Annotated in this window: 14 protein-coding genes; 9 read left to right on the top strand and 5 right to left on the bottom strand. The window is 63.4% G+C overall.

The genetic code is table 11. The annotated features are described in order from the left end of the window. Window positions 1-36 precede the first annotated feature (36 nt). Window positions 37-1,029, top strand: a complete 993-nt coding sequence (locus tag ACQKPS_RS10580) for a hydrolase (protein ID WP_254482640.1) — start codon at window positions 37-39, stop codon at window positions 1,027-1,029. Here ACQKPS_RS10580 and ACQKPS_RS10575 read toward each other — a convergent pair whose 3' ends face one another. Together ACQKPS_RS10575 and ACQKPS_RS10570 are read right to left on the bottom strand one after the other, a co-directional pair. Beyond that, window positions 1,030-1,884, bottom strand: a complete 855-nt coding sequence (locus ACQKPS_RS10575; RefSeq protein WP_283724680.1) for a sulfurtransferase — start codon at window positions 1,882-1,884, stop codon at window positions 1,030-1,032. 34 nt (window positions 1,885-1,918) lie between these two features. Then, on the bottom strand, window positions 1,919-2,584 hold the full coding sequence (locus tag ACQKPS_RS10570; protein WP_254482638.1) for a TetR/AcrR family transcriptional regulator: 666 nt from the start codon (window positions 2,582-2,584) through the stop codon (window positions 1,919-1,921). Window positions 2,585-2,735: 151 nt separating this feature from the next. Here ACQKPS_RS10570 and ACQKPS_RS10565 point away from each other — a divergent pair, with 151 nt between their 5' ends. The 5 genes from ACQKPS_RS10565 (at window position 2,736) to ACQKPS_RS10545 (ending at window position 7,218) form a co-directional block, all read left to right on the top strand. After that, a complete protein-coding gene (locus tag ACQKPS_RS10565; RefSeq protein WP_427603956.1) occupies window positions 2,736-4,166 on the top strand; it encodes a coniferyl aldehyde dehydrogenase in 1,431 nt (476 codons plus the stop codon). Continuing rightward, a complete protein-coding gene (locus ACQKPS_RS10560) occupies window positions 4,166-4,651 on the top strand; it encodes a twin-arginine translocation pathway signal protein (RefSeq protein ID WP_283724678.1) in 486 nt (161 codons plus the stop codon). Before ACQKPS_RS10565 ends, ACQKPS_RS10560 begins: the two co-directional genes overlap by 1 nt. A 17-nt stretch (window positions 4,652-4,668) precedes the next feature. After that, entirely contained in the window at window positions 4,669-6,267 is a 1,599-nt protein-coding gene (locus tag ACQKPS_RS10555; protein WP_427603955.1) for a GMC family oxidoreductase N-terminal domain-containing protein, read from the top strand. Window positions 6,268-6,378: 111 nt separating this feature from the next. Further along, window positions 6,379-6,858, top strand: a complete 480-nt coding sequence (coaD, locus tag ACQKPS_RS10550) for a pantetheine-phosphate adenylyltransferase (protein WP_254482633.1) — start codon at window positions 6,379-6,381, stop codon at window positions 6,856-6,858. A 108-nt stretch (window positions 6,859-6,966) separates the two neighbouring features. Further along, a complete protein-coding gene (locus tag ACQKPS_RS10545; protein ID WP_254482631.1) occupies window positions 6,967-7,218 on the top strand; it encodes a YfhL family 4Fe-4S dicluster ferredoxin in 252 nt (83 codons plus the stop codon). 10 nt (window positions 7,219-7,228) lie between these two features. Here the strand turns inward: ACQKPS_RS10545 and mutM are convergent, their stop codons facing one another. Next, entirely contained in the window at window positions 7,229-8,041 is an 813-nt protein-coding gene (mutM, locus tag ACQKPS_RS10540; protein WP_283724676.1) for a bifunctional DNA-formamidopyrimidine glycosylase/DNA-(apurinic or apyrimidinic site) lyase, read from the bottom strand. A gap of 3 nt (window positions 8,042-8,044) precedes the next feature. Continuing rightward, a complete protein-coding gene (locus ACQKPS_RS10535; protein WP_427604248.1) occupies window positions 8,045-8,863 on the bottom strand; it encodes an HDOD domain-containing protein in 819 nt (272 codons plus the stop codon). A gap of 232 nt (window positions 8,864-9,095) precedes the next feature. Here ACQKPS_RS10535 and ACQKPS_RS10530 point away from each other — a divergent pair, with 232 nt between their 5' ends. Both ACQKPS_RS10530 and ilvD read left to right on the top strand, forming a co-directional pair. Further along, window positions 9,096-10,292, top strand: coding sequence for a class I SAM-dependent rRNA methyltransferase (locus tag ACQKPS_RS10530; RefSeq protein ID WP_254482627.1), 1,197 nt, complete (start codon window positions 9,096-9,098; stop codon window positions 10,290-10,292). 271 nt (window positions 10,293-10,563) lie between these two features. Then, window positions 10,564-12,405, top strand: a complete 1,842-nt coding sequence (ilvD, locus tag ACQKPS_RS10525; protein WP_254482625.1) for a dihydroxy-acid dehydratase — start codon at window positions 10,564-10,566, stop codon at window positions 12,403-12,405. 111 nt (window positions 12,406-12,516) lie between these two features. On the opposite strand, the gene ACQKPS_RS10520 is transcribed toward ilvD, so the two are convergent. Further along, a complete protein-coding gene (locus tag ACQKPS_RS10520; protein WP_427603951.1) occupies window positions 12,517-13,572 on the bottom strand; it encodes a haloacid dehalogenase-like hydrolase in 1,056 nt (351 codons plus the stop codon). Window positions 13,573-13,814: 242 nt separating this feature from the next. Between ACQKPS_RS10520 and ACQKPS_RS10515 the strand changes: the two genes are divergently transcribed. Further along, window positions 13,815-15,206 (top strand): L-cystine transporter, encoded by a 1,392-nt coding sequence (locus tag ACQKPS_RS10515; RefSeq protein WP_313202492.1) that lies wholly within the window; start codon window positions 13,815-13,817, stop codon window positions 15,204-15,206. The last annotated feature ends 10 nt before the right edge of the window (window positions 15,207-15,216 follow it).

The raw sequence follows: 15,216 nt of genomic DNA, 5'->3' as shown, positions 1-15,216 counted from the left end.
TGGCACTCTACGCAGGCACATCACGAGTCGCCCAGCATGCCCAGTCTCACTGCCACGTTCCGCCCGGCCATCGGCCTCTCCAACCCCCACTTGCAGACCCTGTGGGGGCCGCTGTGGCGCAAGCTGCCGGAGCTGGAACGAAGCCGCGAACGCCTGTGGCTGGCCGACGGGGACTTTCTCGACCTCGACTGGCATGGCCCGCACAGTCCTGGCGCGCCGCTGGTGCTGGTGTTGCATGGCCTGACAGGATCGTCCCATTCGCCCTACGTCAAAGGCTTGCAACAATCGCTGCAAGCCCGGGGCTGGGCCAGTGTGGCGGTCAACTGGCGCGGCTGCTCGGGGGAGCCCAACCTGTTGGCGCGAAGTTACCACTCCGGGGCCAGCGAAGACCTCGCCGAGGTGGTCGCGCACCTGCACGCCCAACGCCCTTTGGCGCCACTGTATGCGGTCGGCTACTCGCTGGGCGGCAATGTACTGCTCAAATACCTCGGGGAAAGTGGCTCTGCCAGCCAGTTGCAAGCTGCAGTGGCCGTTTCGGTGCCGTTTCGCCTGGACCAGTGCGCCGACCGCATTGGTCAGGGGTTCTCCAAGGTGTATCAAGCGCATTTCATGCGCGAGATGATGGCTTATGTGCAAGTCAAGCAACGGCACTTCCGCGACCGCGGGCATCACGAGGGCTTGGCCGCGCTCGACCGCTTGGGGCCTTTGGGCAAGCTGAAGACGTTCTGGGATTTCGATGGCAAGGTCACCGCGCCGCTCAACGGCTTCAGCGATGCCCAAGACTATTATCGCCGCTCATCGAGCCGGTTCTATCTGGGGGAAAACCGCACGCCGACGCTGATCATCCAATCCACCGATGACCCGTTCGTCTTCGGGCACAGCCTGCCCACAGCCGGCGAGCTGGCTCCCCAGACGCATTTCGAGTTGCATGAGCGGGGTGGGCATGTAGGGTTTGTCGAAGGCAGCCTGCGAAATCCGAGCTATTACCTTGAGCGACGGATTCCGCAATGGCTTGTGGACGGTCAATGATTACTCGCCGGTCGCCACACCATGCTTGGGATCATTGATCCACTCGCTCCATGACCCGGCGTACAACTTGCCCAGTGGGTACCCTGCCAGCGCCAAAGCAAACAGGTTATGGCATGCCGTGACGCCTGAACCGCAGTACGCCACCAGGTGTTCCGCGGAACGTCCGGCAAGCTTCTGGGCAAAGCGCTGCTTGAGCTGTTCCGGCGACAGGAAGCGCCCGTCGGCACCGAGGTTTTCGTTGAAGGCCGCGCACTGGGCCCCCGGAATATGCCCTGCCACGGGGTCGATCGGCTCGACTTCGCCCCGGAAGCGCGGCAGCGCACGGGCATCGATCAGGGTCAGGTCAGGGCTGCCCAGGCGCCTGGCCAGGTGCTCAGCGTCGATCAGCAGCCTGGCGTCCGCCTCGCCGCTGAACGTCCCCTCGCGCCTGGCCGGCGGATCCAGGCTCAGCGGCAGGTGCGCTGCATGCCAGGCCTTGAGGCCGCCATCGAGGATGGCCACGTCGCTGCGCTTGCCCAGCCAGACCAGCAACCACCAGGCCCGGGCAGCGAAGGCCCCCGGGCCATCGTCGTACAGCACCACTTGGCTGTCGTCATCCAGGCCCCATTCACGCAGGCGCTCGACCAGCCTATGCGGGTCCGGCAGCGGGTGGCGGCCGGTGCGGCCCTTGATGACCGGCCCGCTCAAGTCACGCTCCAGATCAGCAAAATGTGCCCCGGCGATATGCCCCTCGGCATAGCTGCGTTGGCCGTAATCCACATCCTCCAGGGCAAAACGACAGTCGAGGATCACCAGCTTGGGCGAGTCCAGACGCTCTGCCAGCTGTTGCGGGGTGATCAATTGCGCAAGGGGCATGACAATCTCCTGATCGATGGCACAAGGGCCCTGGCTACTGTTCCAGGGCCTGGTTGAACGGAACGTGGAATTCCTGGCACAAGGCGTCCACCGCGCTGCGGGCATTGCTGGTGACAAAACCCAGCTCCAGCACCAGTACCTGATAGACGCCACGTTTGAAGGCTTCTTCACCCAGATGCGCTGAATGTTCGCGCGTAGTGCTGAGGAAACGTACCCATGAAGTCAGCACGATCCAGGCATTGATGGTCAGCGACTCGATCTGCGCAGGCTCCATGGTCAGGATCCCGGCATCGACGAAGCCACGGTAGATTGCCTGGCCTTGGCGCAGACAACGCTCGGAAAAGCGCCGGTAGCGGGCGGCCAGTTCAGGGTCGCTTTCCAGCAGGTGTTCCAGGTCACGGTGCAGGAAACGGTAGTTCCACATCGCCGCGAGCAGTGCCTTGAGGTAGAAGCGTTTGTCTTCGACCGTGGCTGCTCGCCCTTGCGGCGGGCGCAGGAAGCTGTCCACCAGCTCTTCGTACTGGCTGAACAGCAGGGCGATGATCGCCTGCTTGTTGGGGAAGTGGTAATACAGGTTGCCAGGCGAGATTTCCATGTGCGCGGCAATGTGATTGGTACTGACGCTGCGTTCGCCCTGCTGGTTGAACAGCTCCAGGCTGTTCTGCACGATGCGCTCTCGGGTCTTCATGCGCGGGGACATGCTCAGCTCCCAGTCTGCGGGCTTCCGATAAAGGGTCATCTTACGGCGAATCACAGCGCTGGTGCACGGTTCTCGCCTGTTAAAAAAGTCGCACCATGGTACGAATTAGAGTATAGGCTCTAGGGATTCCACGCCCTGACGGGAGACCGCTGTGACCTCGCCCATCGCCTTGCCTCCTGTGCAATCCGACACCGACCTTGCAGCGACGTTCGCCGCTCAGCGCCAGGCCTTTGCCGGTAACCCCATGCCGCCTGCGGCACAGCGACGGCAGTGGCTGAAGAGCCTGCGCGAGGCATTGCTGGCGGACCAGCAAGCGCTGATCGAAGCGATCGATGCCGATTTTGCCGGCCGCAGTGCCGACGAAACACTGTTGGCCGAGCTGCTCCCGTCAGTGCAAGGCATTCGCCATGCCGAGCGCCACCTGCAACGCTGGATGCGTCCGGCCCGGCGCGCGGTGGGCCTGGCTTTCCAGCCGGCCAGCGCACGGGTGCTGTACCAGCCATTGGGCGTGGTCGGCATCATCGTGCCGTGGAACTACCCGCTGTTCCTCGCCATCGGCCCGCTGACCTGCGCCCTGGCTGCCGGCAATCGGGTCATGCTCAAGCTGAGCGAAGCCACACCAGCCAGTGGCGCAGCCCTCAAAGCGCTCATTGCGCGGGTATTTCCCGATGACCTGGTCAGCGTGGTGCTCGGCGAAGTCGAGGTCGGCCAGGCGTTCGCCCGCCTGCCGTTCGACCACCTGCTGTTTACCGGTGCCACCAGCATCGGCCGCCAGGTCATGCTGGCTGCTGCACAAAACCTGACCCCGGTGACCCTTGAACTGGGCGGCAAGTCCCCGGCCATCGTGTCTGCCAGCGTGCCGCTGGACACCGCCGCCGAGCGCATCGCCTTCGGCAAGACCCTCAACGCTGGCCAGACCTGCGTCGCTCCCGACTACGTGCTGGTGCCCCGTGACCGCCTGAACGACTTCGCCGCTGCCTATCGCAACGCGGTGAAGCGCATGTACCCGCGCATTGCCGACAACCCCGACTACAGCGCCATCATCAACCCACGGCAGCTGCAGCGTCTGCAGCACCTGCTCGACGACGCCCGTGGCAAGGGTGCCCAGGTGCTCGACCTGTACGCCGACGAGACGCGCCACGGCCGACGCCTGCCGCCACACCTGCTGACCCGGGTGAACGACAGCATGCAGGTGATGCAGGACGAAATCTTCGGCCCGCTGCTGCCGCTGGTGCCTTACGACCACCTCGACGAGGCCTTGGCCTATATCAATCAACGCCCGCGTCCCTTGGCCCTGTACTACTTCGGCTACGACCGCAGCGAACAGCAGCACGTGCTGCAGCACAGCCATTCCGGCGGCGCATGCCTGAACGACACTCTGCTCCATGTGGCTCAGGACGACTTGCCGTTCGGTGGCATCGGCCCCTCCGGCATGGGCCACTACCATGGCCACGAAGGCTTCCTGACCTTCAGCAAGGCCAAGGCAGTGCTCGCCAAGCAGCGTTTGAATATTGCGCGGCTGATCTACCCGCCCTATGGCAAGGCCTTGCAGCGCTTGGTCTACAAGCTGTTCATCCGCTGATGCAGCGCCGTGAACTGCTGCGCTTCAGCCTGGGCGCGAGCCTGTTCCTGAGCACCGCCAGCCTGGTCGGCTGCAGCGCGCAAACGCCCGCAGCCGGCTACCGGGTGCTGCGCGACGATGACTTGCCGGCCCTGCTTGCGCTGATTCCGGTGGTGCTCGCCGGCACCTCGGCGAGCGACGAACAGGTGCTGCACAGCCTCGACCACAAGCTGGCTGCGCTGTCGCCGGAGATGCTCAAACTCACCCGGCAATTGTTCGACGTACTTAACCTGCCGTTGACCCGCGGCCCTTTGACCGGCGTCTGGGGGGCCTGGGAGCAGGCCAGCGGCACGCAGGTAACCGCCTTCCTGCAGCGCTGGCAAGACAGCTCGCTGAACCTGCTGCGCATGGGCCATGCCTCGCTGCTGCAACTGCTGCAAATGGCCTGGTACGAGCGCCCGGAAGCCTGGGTCGCGTGCGGCTACCCCGGCCCACCCAAGATCTGACAATAAGAGCATCCTCAATGCCAGTAACCGACCCGTTTCGCCAAGGCCTCGAACGCGGCTGGATCACCCATGACGGCTCACGCCTGGAACACGACCTGACACTGGAGGCCGATATCGCCGTGATTGGCAGTGGTGCCGGCGGCGCCACCAGTGCGCAGATGCTCAGCGCCGCCGGCTACAAGGTCCTGCTGATCGAGGAAGGCCCGCTGAAGACCAGCAGCGATTTCCATTTATTGGAAGACGAGGCCTACGCCAGCCTCTATCAAGAAGGCCTGGGGCGAATGAGCAAGGATGGCGCCATCACCATCCTGCAAGGCCGCGCGGTGGGCGGCACCACCCTGATCAACTGGACTTCGAGCTTTCGCACGCCACCGCAGACGCTGAAGCACTGGGCCGCGGCCCATGGCGTCACGGGCTTGGGCGAACATGAAATGCAGCCCTGGTTCGAACGTATCGAGCACGATCTGGGCATCACGCCCTGGGCAATGCTGGCGAATGCCAACAACGATGTACTGCGGCGCGGCTGTGAGCGACTCGGCTACCGCTGGGCGGTGATCCCGCGAAACGTGCGCGGCTGCTGGAACCTCGGCTATTGCGGCATGGGCTGCCCGGTGAACGCCAAGCAGTCGATGCTGGTCACGCGCATCCCGGCGACCCTCGAAAAGGGCGGTGAACTGCTCTACCTCGCCCGCGCCGAGCGTTTCGAACACAATGGCGAGCGTATCGCCGGGCTGCAATGCCAGGCACTGGATGCTCGAGGCGTACACGCCACCGGCCGGCAGATCAGCGTGCGCGCACGCCACTACATCCTGGCCGGTGGCGGTATCAACAGCCCGGCCCTGCTGCTGCGCTCCAAGGCCCCCGATCCGCATCGCCGCCTGGGCAAACGGACCTTTCTGCACCTGGTCAACTTCAGCGCCGCACGTTTCGACGCACGTATCGACCCCTACTACGGTGCCCCGCAATCGATCTACAGCGATCACTTTCAATGGCTGGACGGTGTCGACGGGCAGGTCGGCTACAAGCTTGAAGTGCCGCCCTTGCACCCGGCCCTGGCCAGCACCCTGCTCGGCGGATACGGCATCGACAATGCCCAGCGCATGGCCGAGCTGCCGCACACTCACGTCATGCTGGCCCTGCTGCGCGACGGCTTTCACCCCGAGAGCACGGGCGGGGCGGTGGAACTGCGCGGTGACGGCTCACCCGTGCTGGATTACCCGATCAGCGATTATCTGCGCGACGGCCTGCGCCGCGCCTATCACAGCATGGCGCAAATCCAGTTCGCTGCTGGCGCCACGCAGGTCACGCCGGTGCACAGCGACGCACGCGCCAGCGCCAGCTTGGCTGAGGCCCAGCGCGTGATCGACGCCTTGCGCCTGGAGCCGTTTCGCACCCGGCTGGGCAGCGCCCATGTCATGGGCGGCTGTGCCATGGGCGACGATCCGCGACAGGCGGTCTGCGACAGCCTGGGTCGCCATCACCAGCTGGAAAACCTGTCGATCCATGACGGTTCACTGTTCCCGACCAGTATCGGCGCCAACCCGCAGTTGTCGGTGTACGCCATCAGTGCCCGGCTCACCGAGGCCCTGGCTGGCCGCCTGGCACAGAGTGCATGACAACAAATACATGCCCTGTCTATAGTGCCATCAGCCGGCCGCATGACTTGGCCAGGCGCAAGCGCTGCGCTACCATCCGACTCCCCAACGCACTCCAGCCAGGATGACGCGATGAACCGAGTGTTGTACCCGGGTACTTTCGACCCCATTACCAAAGGCCATGGCGACCTGGTCGAGCGCGCTTCGCGCCTGTTCGACCACGTGATCATCGCAGTGGCGGCCAGCCCGAAGAAAAACCCCCTGTTCCCGCTGGAACAACGGGTCGAGCTTGCCCGTGAGGTCACCAAGCACCTGCCCAATGTCGAAGTCATCGGCTTCTCGTCGCTGTTGGCGCACTTCGCCAAGGAAAAAGGCGCGAACGTGTTCCTGCGCGGCCTGCGCGCGGTATCGGACTTCGAATACGAGTTCCAGCTGGCGAACATGAACCGGCAACTGGCGCCCGACGTCGAAAGCCTGTTCCTCACGCCTTCGGAGCGCTATTCGTTCATTTCCTCGACGCTGGTGCGGGAAATAGCTGCGCTGGGCGGCGATATCAGCAAATTCGTCCATCCTGTGGTGGCCGAGGCGCTGACCGAACGCTTCAAGAAGTAACCTTGAACGCCTGATCATCGCGCCCGCGTGCACTGCGGGCGCGAATGCGGCACAATTGTGCCCAAAGCGTTGAACATGCCCGGGCGATGCGCCCCGGCCGGAGTCCCCATGTCCCTGATCATCACCGACGATTGCATCAACTGCGACGTCTGCGAACCCGAGTGCCCGAACGAGGCCATCTCCCAAGGCGAAGAGATCTACGTGATCGACCCGAACCTGTGCACCCAGTGCGTGGGTCACTATGACGAGCCGCAGTGCCAGCAGGTCTGCCCGGTCGACTGCATCCCGCTGGATGAAGCACACCCGGAAACCCAGGACGAGCTGATGGCCAAGTACCGCCGCATCACCGGCAAGGCCTGATCGCAGACGGCTAGCGCTGGCAACGCGGGCAGAACACGCTCGCCCGCTGCCCCAGCTTCACCTCGCGCAAGGTCGTGCCGCACAGTTTGCACGGCTGGCCGCCCCGACCGTAGACGAACAATTCCTGCTGGAAGTAGCCCGGCTGCCCGTCCCCGCCAATGAAATCGCGCAAGGTCGTACCGCCCTGCTCGATGGCCGCTGCCAACACCCGTTTGATTTCGATCGCCAGCTTCAGGTAGCGCGCCCGGGAAATCCCGCCGGCTTCGCGGCGTGGGTCGATGCCGGCGGCAAACAGCGCCTCCGTCGCGTATATGTTACCCACCCCCACCACCACCGCGTTGTCCATGATGAAAGGCTTGACCGCCATCGAGCGCCCCCGCGACAGTTGGAACAGGCGCTCACCGTCGAACAGGTCGGTCAACGGCTCTGGCCCCAGCCGCAGCAACAGTTCATGGCTGAGCGGGTCGAGGCTCCAGAGCATGGCCCCGAACCGGCGCGGGTCGGTGTAGCGCAGCATCAGCCCCGATTCCAGTTCGATATCGACATGTTCGTGCTTGGCCGCTGGCAAGCCCAACTCCACCAGGCGCAGGTTGCCCGACATGCCCAGGTGGCTGATCAAGGTCCCCACCTCGGCGTTGATCAACAGGTACTTGGCCCGCCGCTCGACGCTGACGATGCGCTGCCCGGACAGACGTACGTCGAGGTCCTCGGGTATCGGCCAGCGCAGGCGAGGGTCTCGCACCACCACGCGGCTGACGCGCTGGCCTATCAGATGAGGCGCAATCCCGCGCCGGGTCGTTTCGACTTCTGGCAATTCCGGCATGGATCAGTGCCCGCCCAGCTCGCGAATGTTCTGTTTCAGGGTCTCGAAGTCGTACTCCGACAAACCGATATAGTCCAGCACCAGCGGGCCGACCACGTTCCACTCATGATCGACGCCCTGATTGCCCAGCACACGGTACGAAGCGCAGATGTTCTCGGCCATCTTCAGCACGGCCAGCAGGTTCTTCAACTGGCTCTGGGTATTGCGCGACGAGTCTTCGCGGAAGACCGCCAGGGCATTGTGGTGGTTGGCAATGGCCCCGCTGATGTGCTCCGGCAGGCGCCAGGACTTGGCCGTGAAATAGCCCACCACGGCATGGTTGGTGTTGAAGGCGCGGTTCTCGGTATCGACCACGCGAGTTTCCTCTCCAGCCTTGGCGTAGGCTTCTTCCAGCACCTGCATGTACTCGGGGAAGCGCTTGAGCATCAGCGGTACGCCGCAGTCGTGGAACAGCCCGAGGGTATAGGCCTCGTCGGCGGCCTGGATGCCGGTGCGCTTGGCCAGCGTCAGGCAGGTCATGGCTACGTCCTGGGCGGTGTCCCAGAAGCGGTTGAGGGTGACGATGGTCTCGTCGCTCATCTCGCCCTTGATCGACTGCGCGTTGATCAGGTTGATGATCGAACGGCTGCCCAGCAGGTTTACCGCTCGCTGGATCGAACCGATCTTGTTCGACAGGCCGAAGTGCGGCGAGTTGACCAGCTTGAGCAAGGCACCAGCGAGGCCTGGGTCCTGGGAAATCAGCTTGGCGATGGTTTCCAGGTCCGGGTCAGGCATGTACTGCTCGAACTGCAGGTCTACCAGGATCTGCGGTTGCGGCGGAATGGTGATGCCTTGCAAGGCTTGCTGGATCTGTTCGGCGCTGAGTTCTTGGGACATACGTGCACACTCGTGAAGGACGAGCGAGTTTAACCCCCTGAGGCTCGCCTTGACAGGTGCAACGCCTGGGAGATCGAGCGCCGCCCGCGCGGCGCTCGATCTCCCAGGCGCCACACCTCTAAAGGCGAAAACAAGGCAGACAGGCTATAATCCCGCTCTTTTTTCCCGGAGCGACGTCATGTCCCTGCCCAGCCTTCGCCTCAAAGCCAATGCCGACCGCCGCCTGCGCGCCGGCCACCTGTGGGTCTACAGCAACGAAGTCGACGTCTCCGCGACCCCGTTGCAAGGCTTCCAGGCCGGCCAGCAGGCCGTGCTCGAAGCTGCCAACGGCAAGCCGCTGGGCATTGTCGCGCTGAGCCCGAACAACCTGATCTGCGCCCGCCTGCTGTCGCGTGACATCAAGCTGCCGCTGGACAAGTCGCTGCTGGTGCACCGCCTGAACGTCGCCCTGTCACTGCGCGAGCGCCTTTTCGACCAGCCGTGCTACCGCCTGGTGTACGGCGATTCCGACCTGCTGCCGGGCCTGGTGGTTGATCGCTTCTTCGACATCCTCGTGGTGCAATTGGCCTCGGCCACCATGGAAGCGCACAAGGACGACGTGATCGCAGCCTTGATCCAGGTGCTCAAGCCTGGCGGCATCCTGTTCAAGAACGACTCAGCCGCCCGCGACGCCGAAGGCCTGCAGCGCTATGTCGAAACCGTCTACGGCGAAGTGCCGGACTGGGTCCCGCTGGAAGAGAACGGCGTCAAGTTCGAAGCTCCGGTACGTGAAGGCCAGAAGACCGGCTGGTTCTACGACCACCGCATGAACCGCGCGCGCCTGGCACCGTATGTCAAAGGCAAGCGTGTGCTCGACCTGTTCAGCTACATCGGTGGCTGGGGCGTGCAGGCTGGCGCGTTCGGCGCCAGCGAAGTGTTCTGCGTCGATGCCTCGGGCTTTGCCCTGGACGGTGTCGAGCGTAACGCTGCACTGAACGGCATCAGCGAGAAGCTGACCTGCATCGAAGGCGATGTGTTCGAGGCCCTGCGTGAGCTGAAGGCCGCCGAAGAACGCTTCGACGTGATCATTGCCGACCCACCCGCCTTCATCAAGCGCAAGAAGGACCTGAAAAACGGCGAAGCGGCCTACCGCCGCCTCAACGAACAGGCCATGCGCATGCTGAGCAAGGACGGCATCCTGGTCAGCGCCTCGTGCTCGATGCACCTGCCCGAGGACGACCTGCACAACATCCTGCTGACCAGCGCCCGCCACCTTGACCGCAACCTGCAACTGCTCGAGCGCGGCGGCCAGGGCCCGGACCATCCGGTGCACCCGGCAATTGCCGAAACCCGCTACATCAAGAGCATCACCTGCCGGTTGCTGCCAAACAGCTGATACCTGCCAAAAAGGGCCGCCCAGCGGCCCTTTCCTGCTGCAATCTCCCCGCCAGCCATCCACATCTGCATTCCCTCGCCGCCTCAGCGGTGTAGAATCGGGCTATTCATCGCCAGTCATCCCCGGCGGGTTTATGAGCTCTGGCCAAGCACGCGGCGATCCCGCGCAGTCTTCGGCCCCATCCGTGCCAGTGGCAACCGGCCTGCGGTACAAAGGACAAGAGAAGCTCACTCCCCTTTTTGTGACCTGATTAAGCCGCCAGGAGTGTTTCATGCCTGATTATCGTTCCAAGACTTCCACCCAAGGCCGCAACATGGCCGGCGCCCGCGCCCTGTGGCGCGCCACCGGGATGAAGGACGAAGACTTCAAGAAACCGATCATCGCCATCGCCAACTCGTTCACCCAGTTCGTCCCGGGCCATGTGCACCTGAAGGACCTGGGCCAGCTGGTCGCCCGCGAGATCGAACGCGCCGGTGGCGTGGCCAAGGAATTCAACACCATCGCCGTCGATGACGGCATCGCCATGGGCCATGACGGCATGCTCTACTCGCTGCCGAGCCGCGAGATCATCGCCGACGCCGTCGAGTACATGGTCAACGCCCACTGCGCCGACGCCATCGTCTGCATCTCCAACTGCGACAAGATCACCCCCGGCATGCTGATGGCCGCCCTGCGCCTGAACATCCCGGTGATCTTCGTGTCCGGCGGCCCGATGGAAGCCGGCAAGACCAAGCTGGCCAGCCACGGCCTGGACTTGGTCGACGCCATGGTCATCGCCGCTGACTCCACCGCCAGCGACGAGAAAGTCGCCGAGTATGAGCGCAGCGCCTGCCCGACCTGCGGTTCGTGCTCCGGCATGTTCACCGCCAACTCGATGAACTGCCTGACCGAAGCCCTGGGCCTGGCCCTGCCGGGCAACGGTTCGACCCTGGCCACTCACGCCGACCGCGAGCAACTGTTCCTCACCGCTGGCCGCACCATCGTCGAGCTGTGCAAGCGCTACTACCAGGAAAACGACGAGTCGGTGCTGCCGCGCAGCATCGCCAACTTCAAGGCGTTCGAGAACGCCATGATGCTGGACATCGCCATGGGCGGTTCGACCAACACTATCCTGCACCTGCTGGCTGCCGCCCAGGAAGGTGAAGTCGAGTTCGACCTGCGCGACATCGATCGCCTGTCGCGCAAGGTACCGCAGCTGTGCAAGGTGGCGCCGAACATCCAGAAGTACCATATGGAAGACGTGCACCGCGCTGGCGGCATCTTCAGCATCCTCGGTTCGCTGGCCCGTGGCGGCCTGCTGCACACCGACCTGCCGACCGTGCACAGCCGCAGCATGGAAGAAGCCATCGCCAAGTGGGACATCACCCAGACCGATGACGAAGCCGTGCACACCTTCTTCAAGGCTGGCCCGGCCGGCATCCCGACCCAGACCGCGTTCAGCCAGTCGACCCGTTGGGAAACCCTCGACGACGACCGTGAAAACGGCTGTATCCGCAGCATCGAGCACGCCTACTCGCAAGAAGGCGGCCTGGCCGTGCTGTACGGCAATATCGCCCTGGACGGCTGCGTGGTGAAAACCGCCGGCGTCGACGAGTCGATCCATGTGTTCGAAGGCACCGCGAAGATCTTCGAAAGCCAGGACAGCGCCGTGCGCGGCATCCTCGCCGACGAAGTGAAGGCCGGCGACATCGTGATCATCCGTTACGAAGGCCCGAAAGGCGGCCCGGGCATGCAAGAGATGCTCTACCCGACCTCGTATCTGAAATCCAAGGGCCTGGGCAAGGCCTGCGCCCTGCTCACCGACGGCCGCTTCTCGGGCGGTACCTCGGGCCTGTCGATCGGCCACGCCTCGCCGGAAGCCGCTGCTGGCGGCGCCATCGGCCTGGTGCGCGACGGTGACAAGGTGCTGATCGACATCCCGAACCGTTCGATCAACCTGCTGGTCAGCGACGAAGAGCTCGCTCACCGTCGCATCGAGCAGGACAAGAAAGGCTGGAAACCGGCTGAAGTGCGCCCACGCAAGGTGACCACCGCACTGAAGGCCTACGCCCTGCTTGCGACCAGTGCCGACAAGGGTGCTGTGCGTAACAAGGCGATGCTGGAAGGGCTGTGAGGCTCTGACTGCGTGAAACAAGAACCGGCGCCTTGAGCGCCGGTTTTTTTTACCTGTACCGGCCCTTTCGCGGGTTTACCCGCGAAGAGGCCAGTGCAGACAATACAAGGCCTACTGAATCTGCTCCGGCGTCACGATCACCCAGTTCTTGTCCGCCGTCACCGGCAACCCTTCCTTGGCCTGCGCCGCCGCGTTCTTCGCAATCATGCCGTTCAACTGGTCCATGTACTTGGCCTTGCGGTTTATCCACAGGTGGATGCCGCCCTTGTTCACATCCACGCCATGGAACTGCATGTAGCCATCGCTGGTGGGTGTATCGCCCCCCACCAGCACCGGTTTCTTCCATTCATCGATATAGGTCAGGATGGCCGCCTGCTTGCCTGCCATCCAGGTGGCCGGGGTCCACAGGTAAGGCGTCAGCTCCAGCCCTTCGTTGGCCTTGGCATCATACTGCCCGGCGCTGATCTGCTTGCGCGCCGTGGTCAGCTGGCCGTTGGCGCGGTCCTTGAGCAACAGGCTGACACCAATCACGTTCTGCGGCTTGACGTTGTAGCCGTACTTGGGATCGGAAGCGACCATACGTACAAGCTCTTCGGACGCTGCAGAAATCACGTAGACCTCGATGCCGTTCTCCATCAGCTTGTTGTACAGCTCGGCCTGGCCCGTGAACACCTTTGGCGGCTGCACCTCGATGGCCTTGACCTGGTCACCTTCGAAGTAGGTGCTGGGGATCGGCTTGCCCGAGTCCATCAGCTCATCGACCTGAACCTTGAGCTCCTTGAGGGTAAAGCCGGCAAACACCTGCGCCACCCACGGGTAGCAGACCATGTCGTCAATCTCACACAGGCGGTAGTAGTAGCTGAACAGGCTCTCCTTGTGCTCGGCCGTGTCCTTGAACGGGATCAGCTTGAGTGACGGGTCAAGCTTGTCGCGGGTCAACAGGCCTTTGTTTTCCATGAACGGCAGCAGCGCTTCTTCGAGGTCGTAGCGGTAGCTGGTGTTGTCCATGTCAAAGACCGCGTAGTTACCTTTGTGGGCATTGGCGGCAATCATGGCGTCGAGCTGCTTGGCGGCATCAGCTGGCCAGTGCTTGAGCTCGGTGGCGAAGCTTTCGACACTGAACAGCAGGGACAAACCTAGGGCGAGGGCCTTCGGAGCGAACTTCATGTGCGAATCTCCTGAAATGACCCGGAAAAACTAGTGCAACACCCACCGATTCCGACCCCTGACAACGACCTTCACAAAACTGTAAACGTCGTGTGCATTGCTATTCGCGACCACCTGTTATTCCATAAACGACTAAGCAAATTACTTTTGGGTATAAATTCGTTTGTTTTCAGGCTGTTAGCATTTCCGTTCGCAATCGCTCACCAGAGGCGATGCCTCTTCTGCTTTTTCCTGGAGCTTCAATGAACCTGCCGCTGTCCCTCAACCTGCTGGCGTTCCTGGCCCTGCTGCTAGGCCTGGCACAAACCGGCCGCACCGATTGGAGCCTGGCCAAGAAGGTCCTCCTGGGCCTGGCGCTGGGCGTCGCGTTCGGCCTGGCCCTGCACACCATTTACGGCGCCGGCCACCCGGTACTCAAGGCCACCATCAGCTGGCTCGACCTGGTCGGCAACGGCTACGTCGGCCTGTTGCAGATGATTGTCATGCCGCTGATCTTCGCCTCGATCCTCAGCGCCGTGGCCCGCCTGCACAACGCGTCGTCGCTCGGCCGCATCAGCGTGCTGAGCATCGGTACCCTGCTGCTGACCACGGCCATCGCCGCCTTGATCGGTATCGTCCTGACCAACCTGTTCGGCCTGAGTGCCGATGGCCTGGTGGCCGGCGCCCAGGAAAGCGCGCGCATGCAGGTTATCCACAGCGACTACGCAGGCAAGGTTGCCGACCTGAATATCCCGCAGCTGCTGTTGTCGTTCATCCCGAGCAACCCGGTTGGCGACCTGGCACGGGCCAAGCCGACTTCGATCATCAGTGTGGTGATCTTTGCCGTGTTCGTTGGCCTGGCCGCGCTGCAGCTGATCAAGGACGACGCCGAGAAGGGTGAGCGCGCCCTGTCGGCCATCGATACCCTGCAGGCCTGGGTAATGCGCCTGGTACGCGTGGTGATGAAGCTCACCCCTTATGGCGTACTGGCGCTGATGGCCAAGGTGGTGGCCAGCTCTAACCTGGAAGACATCCTCAAGCTGGGGAGCTTCGTGGTGGTCTCGTATCTGGGCCTGGCGCTGATGTTCGTGGTTCACGGCATCATCCTCGCCGCCACTGGCGTGAGCCCGCTGCGCTTCTTCCGCAAAGTCTGGCCGGTGCTGACCTTTGCCTTCACCAGCCGCTCCAGCGCTGCGAGCATCCCGCTGAACATCGAAGCGCAGACGCGCCGCCTGGGTGTGCCGCAGTCGATCGCCAGCTTCAGTGCATCGTTCGGTACCACCATTGGCCAGAACGGCTGCGCGGGCCTTTATCCAGCCATGTTGGCGGTGATGGTAGCGCCAGCGGTGGGCATTGACACCTTCGATCCACTGTGGATCGCGACCTTGGTGGCGATCGTGACGCTGAGTTCGGCGGGTGTGGCTGGCGTCGGCGGCGGGGCAACCTTCGCCGCGCTGATCGTGCTGCCAGCCATGGGCTTGCCGGTCGAGCTGGTGGCGCTGCTGATTTCGGTGGAGCCGCTGATCGACATGGGCCGCACGGCGTTGAACGTGAATGGCTCGATGACGGCGGGCGTGGTGACCAGCCAACTGCTGAAAGAGACCGACAAGGCAGTGCTGGCCGACGATGAGCATGCCGAGCTGAGTCACTCCTGACGATAATCGG

This window comes from Pseudomonas sp. NPDC086566 (assembly GCF_050280885.1).
Lineage (GTDB): Bacteria > Pseudomonadota > Gammaproteobacteria > Pseudomonadales > Pseudomonadaceae > Aquipseudomonas > Aquipseudomonas vlassakiae.
The sequence above is the reverse complement of the archived record's forward strand: the minus strand, read 5'-3'. Positions and strand labels throughout refer to the sequence as shown.

Excerpts from the sequence above, each read along its gene's own strand:
- mutM (WP_283724676.1), bottom strand. The coding sequence starts at position 8,041 with ATGCCGGAATTGCCAGAAGTCGAAACGACCCGGCGCGGGATTGCGCCT.
- ACQKPS_RS10545 (WP_254482631.1), top strand. The coding sequence starts at position 6,967 with ATGTCCCTGATCATCACCGACGATTGCATCAACTGCGACGTCTGCGAA.
- ACQKPS_RS10575 (WP_283724680.1), bottom strand. The coding sequence starts at position 1,884 with ATGCCCCTTGCGCAATTGATCACCCCGCAACAGCTGGCAGAGCGTCTG.
- ACQKPS_RS10580 (WP_254482640.1), top strand. The coding sequence starts at position 37 with ATGCCCAGTCTCACTGCCACGTTCCGCCCGGCCATCGGCCTCTCCAAC.
- ACQKPS_RS10520 (WP_427603951.1), bottom strand. The coding sequence starts at position 13,572 with ATGAAGTTCGCTCCGAAGGCCCTCGCCCTAGGTTTGTCCCTGCTGTTC.
- ACQKPS_RS10560 (WP_283724678.1), top strand. The coding sequence starts at position 4,166 with ATGCAGCGCCGTGAACTGCTGCGCTTCAGCCTGGGCGCGAGCCTGTTC.
- ACQKPS_RS10555 (WP_427603955.1), top strand. The coding sequence starts at position 4,669 with ATGCCAGTAACCGACCCGTTTCGCCAAGGCCTCGAACGCGGCTGGATC.
- ACQKPS_RS10530 (WP_254482627.1), top strand. The coding sequence starts at position 9,096 with ATGTCCCTGCCCAGCCTTCGCCTCAAAGCCAATGCCGACCGCCGCCTG.
- ACQKPS_RS10570 (WP_254482638.1), bottom strand. The coding sequence starts at position 2,584 with ATGTCCCCGCGCATGAAGACCCGAGAGCGCATCGTGCAGAACAGCCTG.
- coaD (WP_254482633.1), top strand. The coding sequence starts at position 6,379 with ATGAACCGAGTGTTGTACCCGGGTACTTTCGACCCCATTACCAAAGGC.
- ACQKPS_RS10515 (WP_313202492.1), top strand. The coding sequence starts at position 13,815 with ATGAACCTGCCGCTGTCCCTCAACCTGCTGGCGTTCCTGGCCCTGCTG.
- ilvD (WP_254482625.1), top strand. The coding sequence starts at position 10,564 with ATGCCTGATTATCGTTCCAAGACTTCCACCCAAGGCCGCAACATGGCC.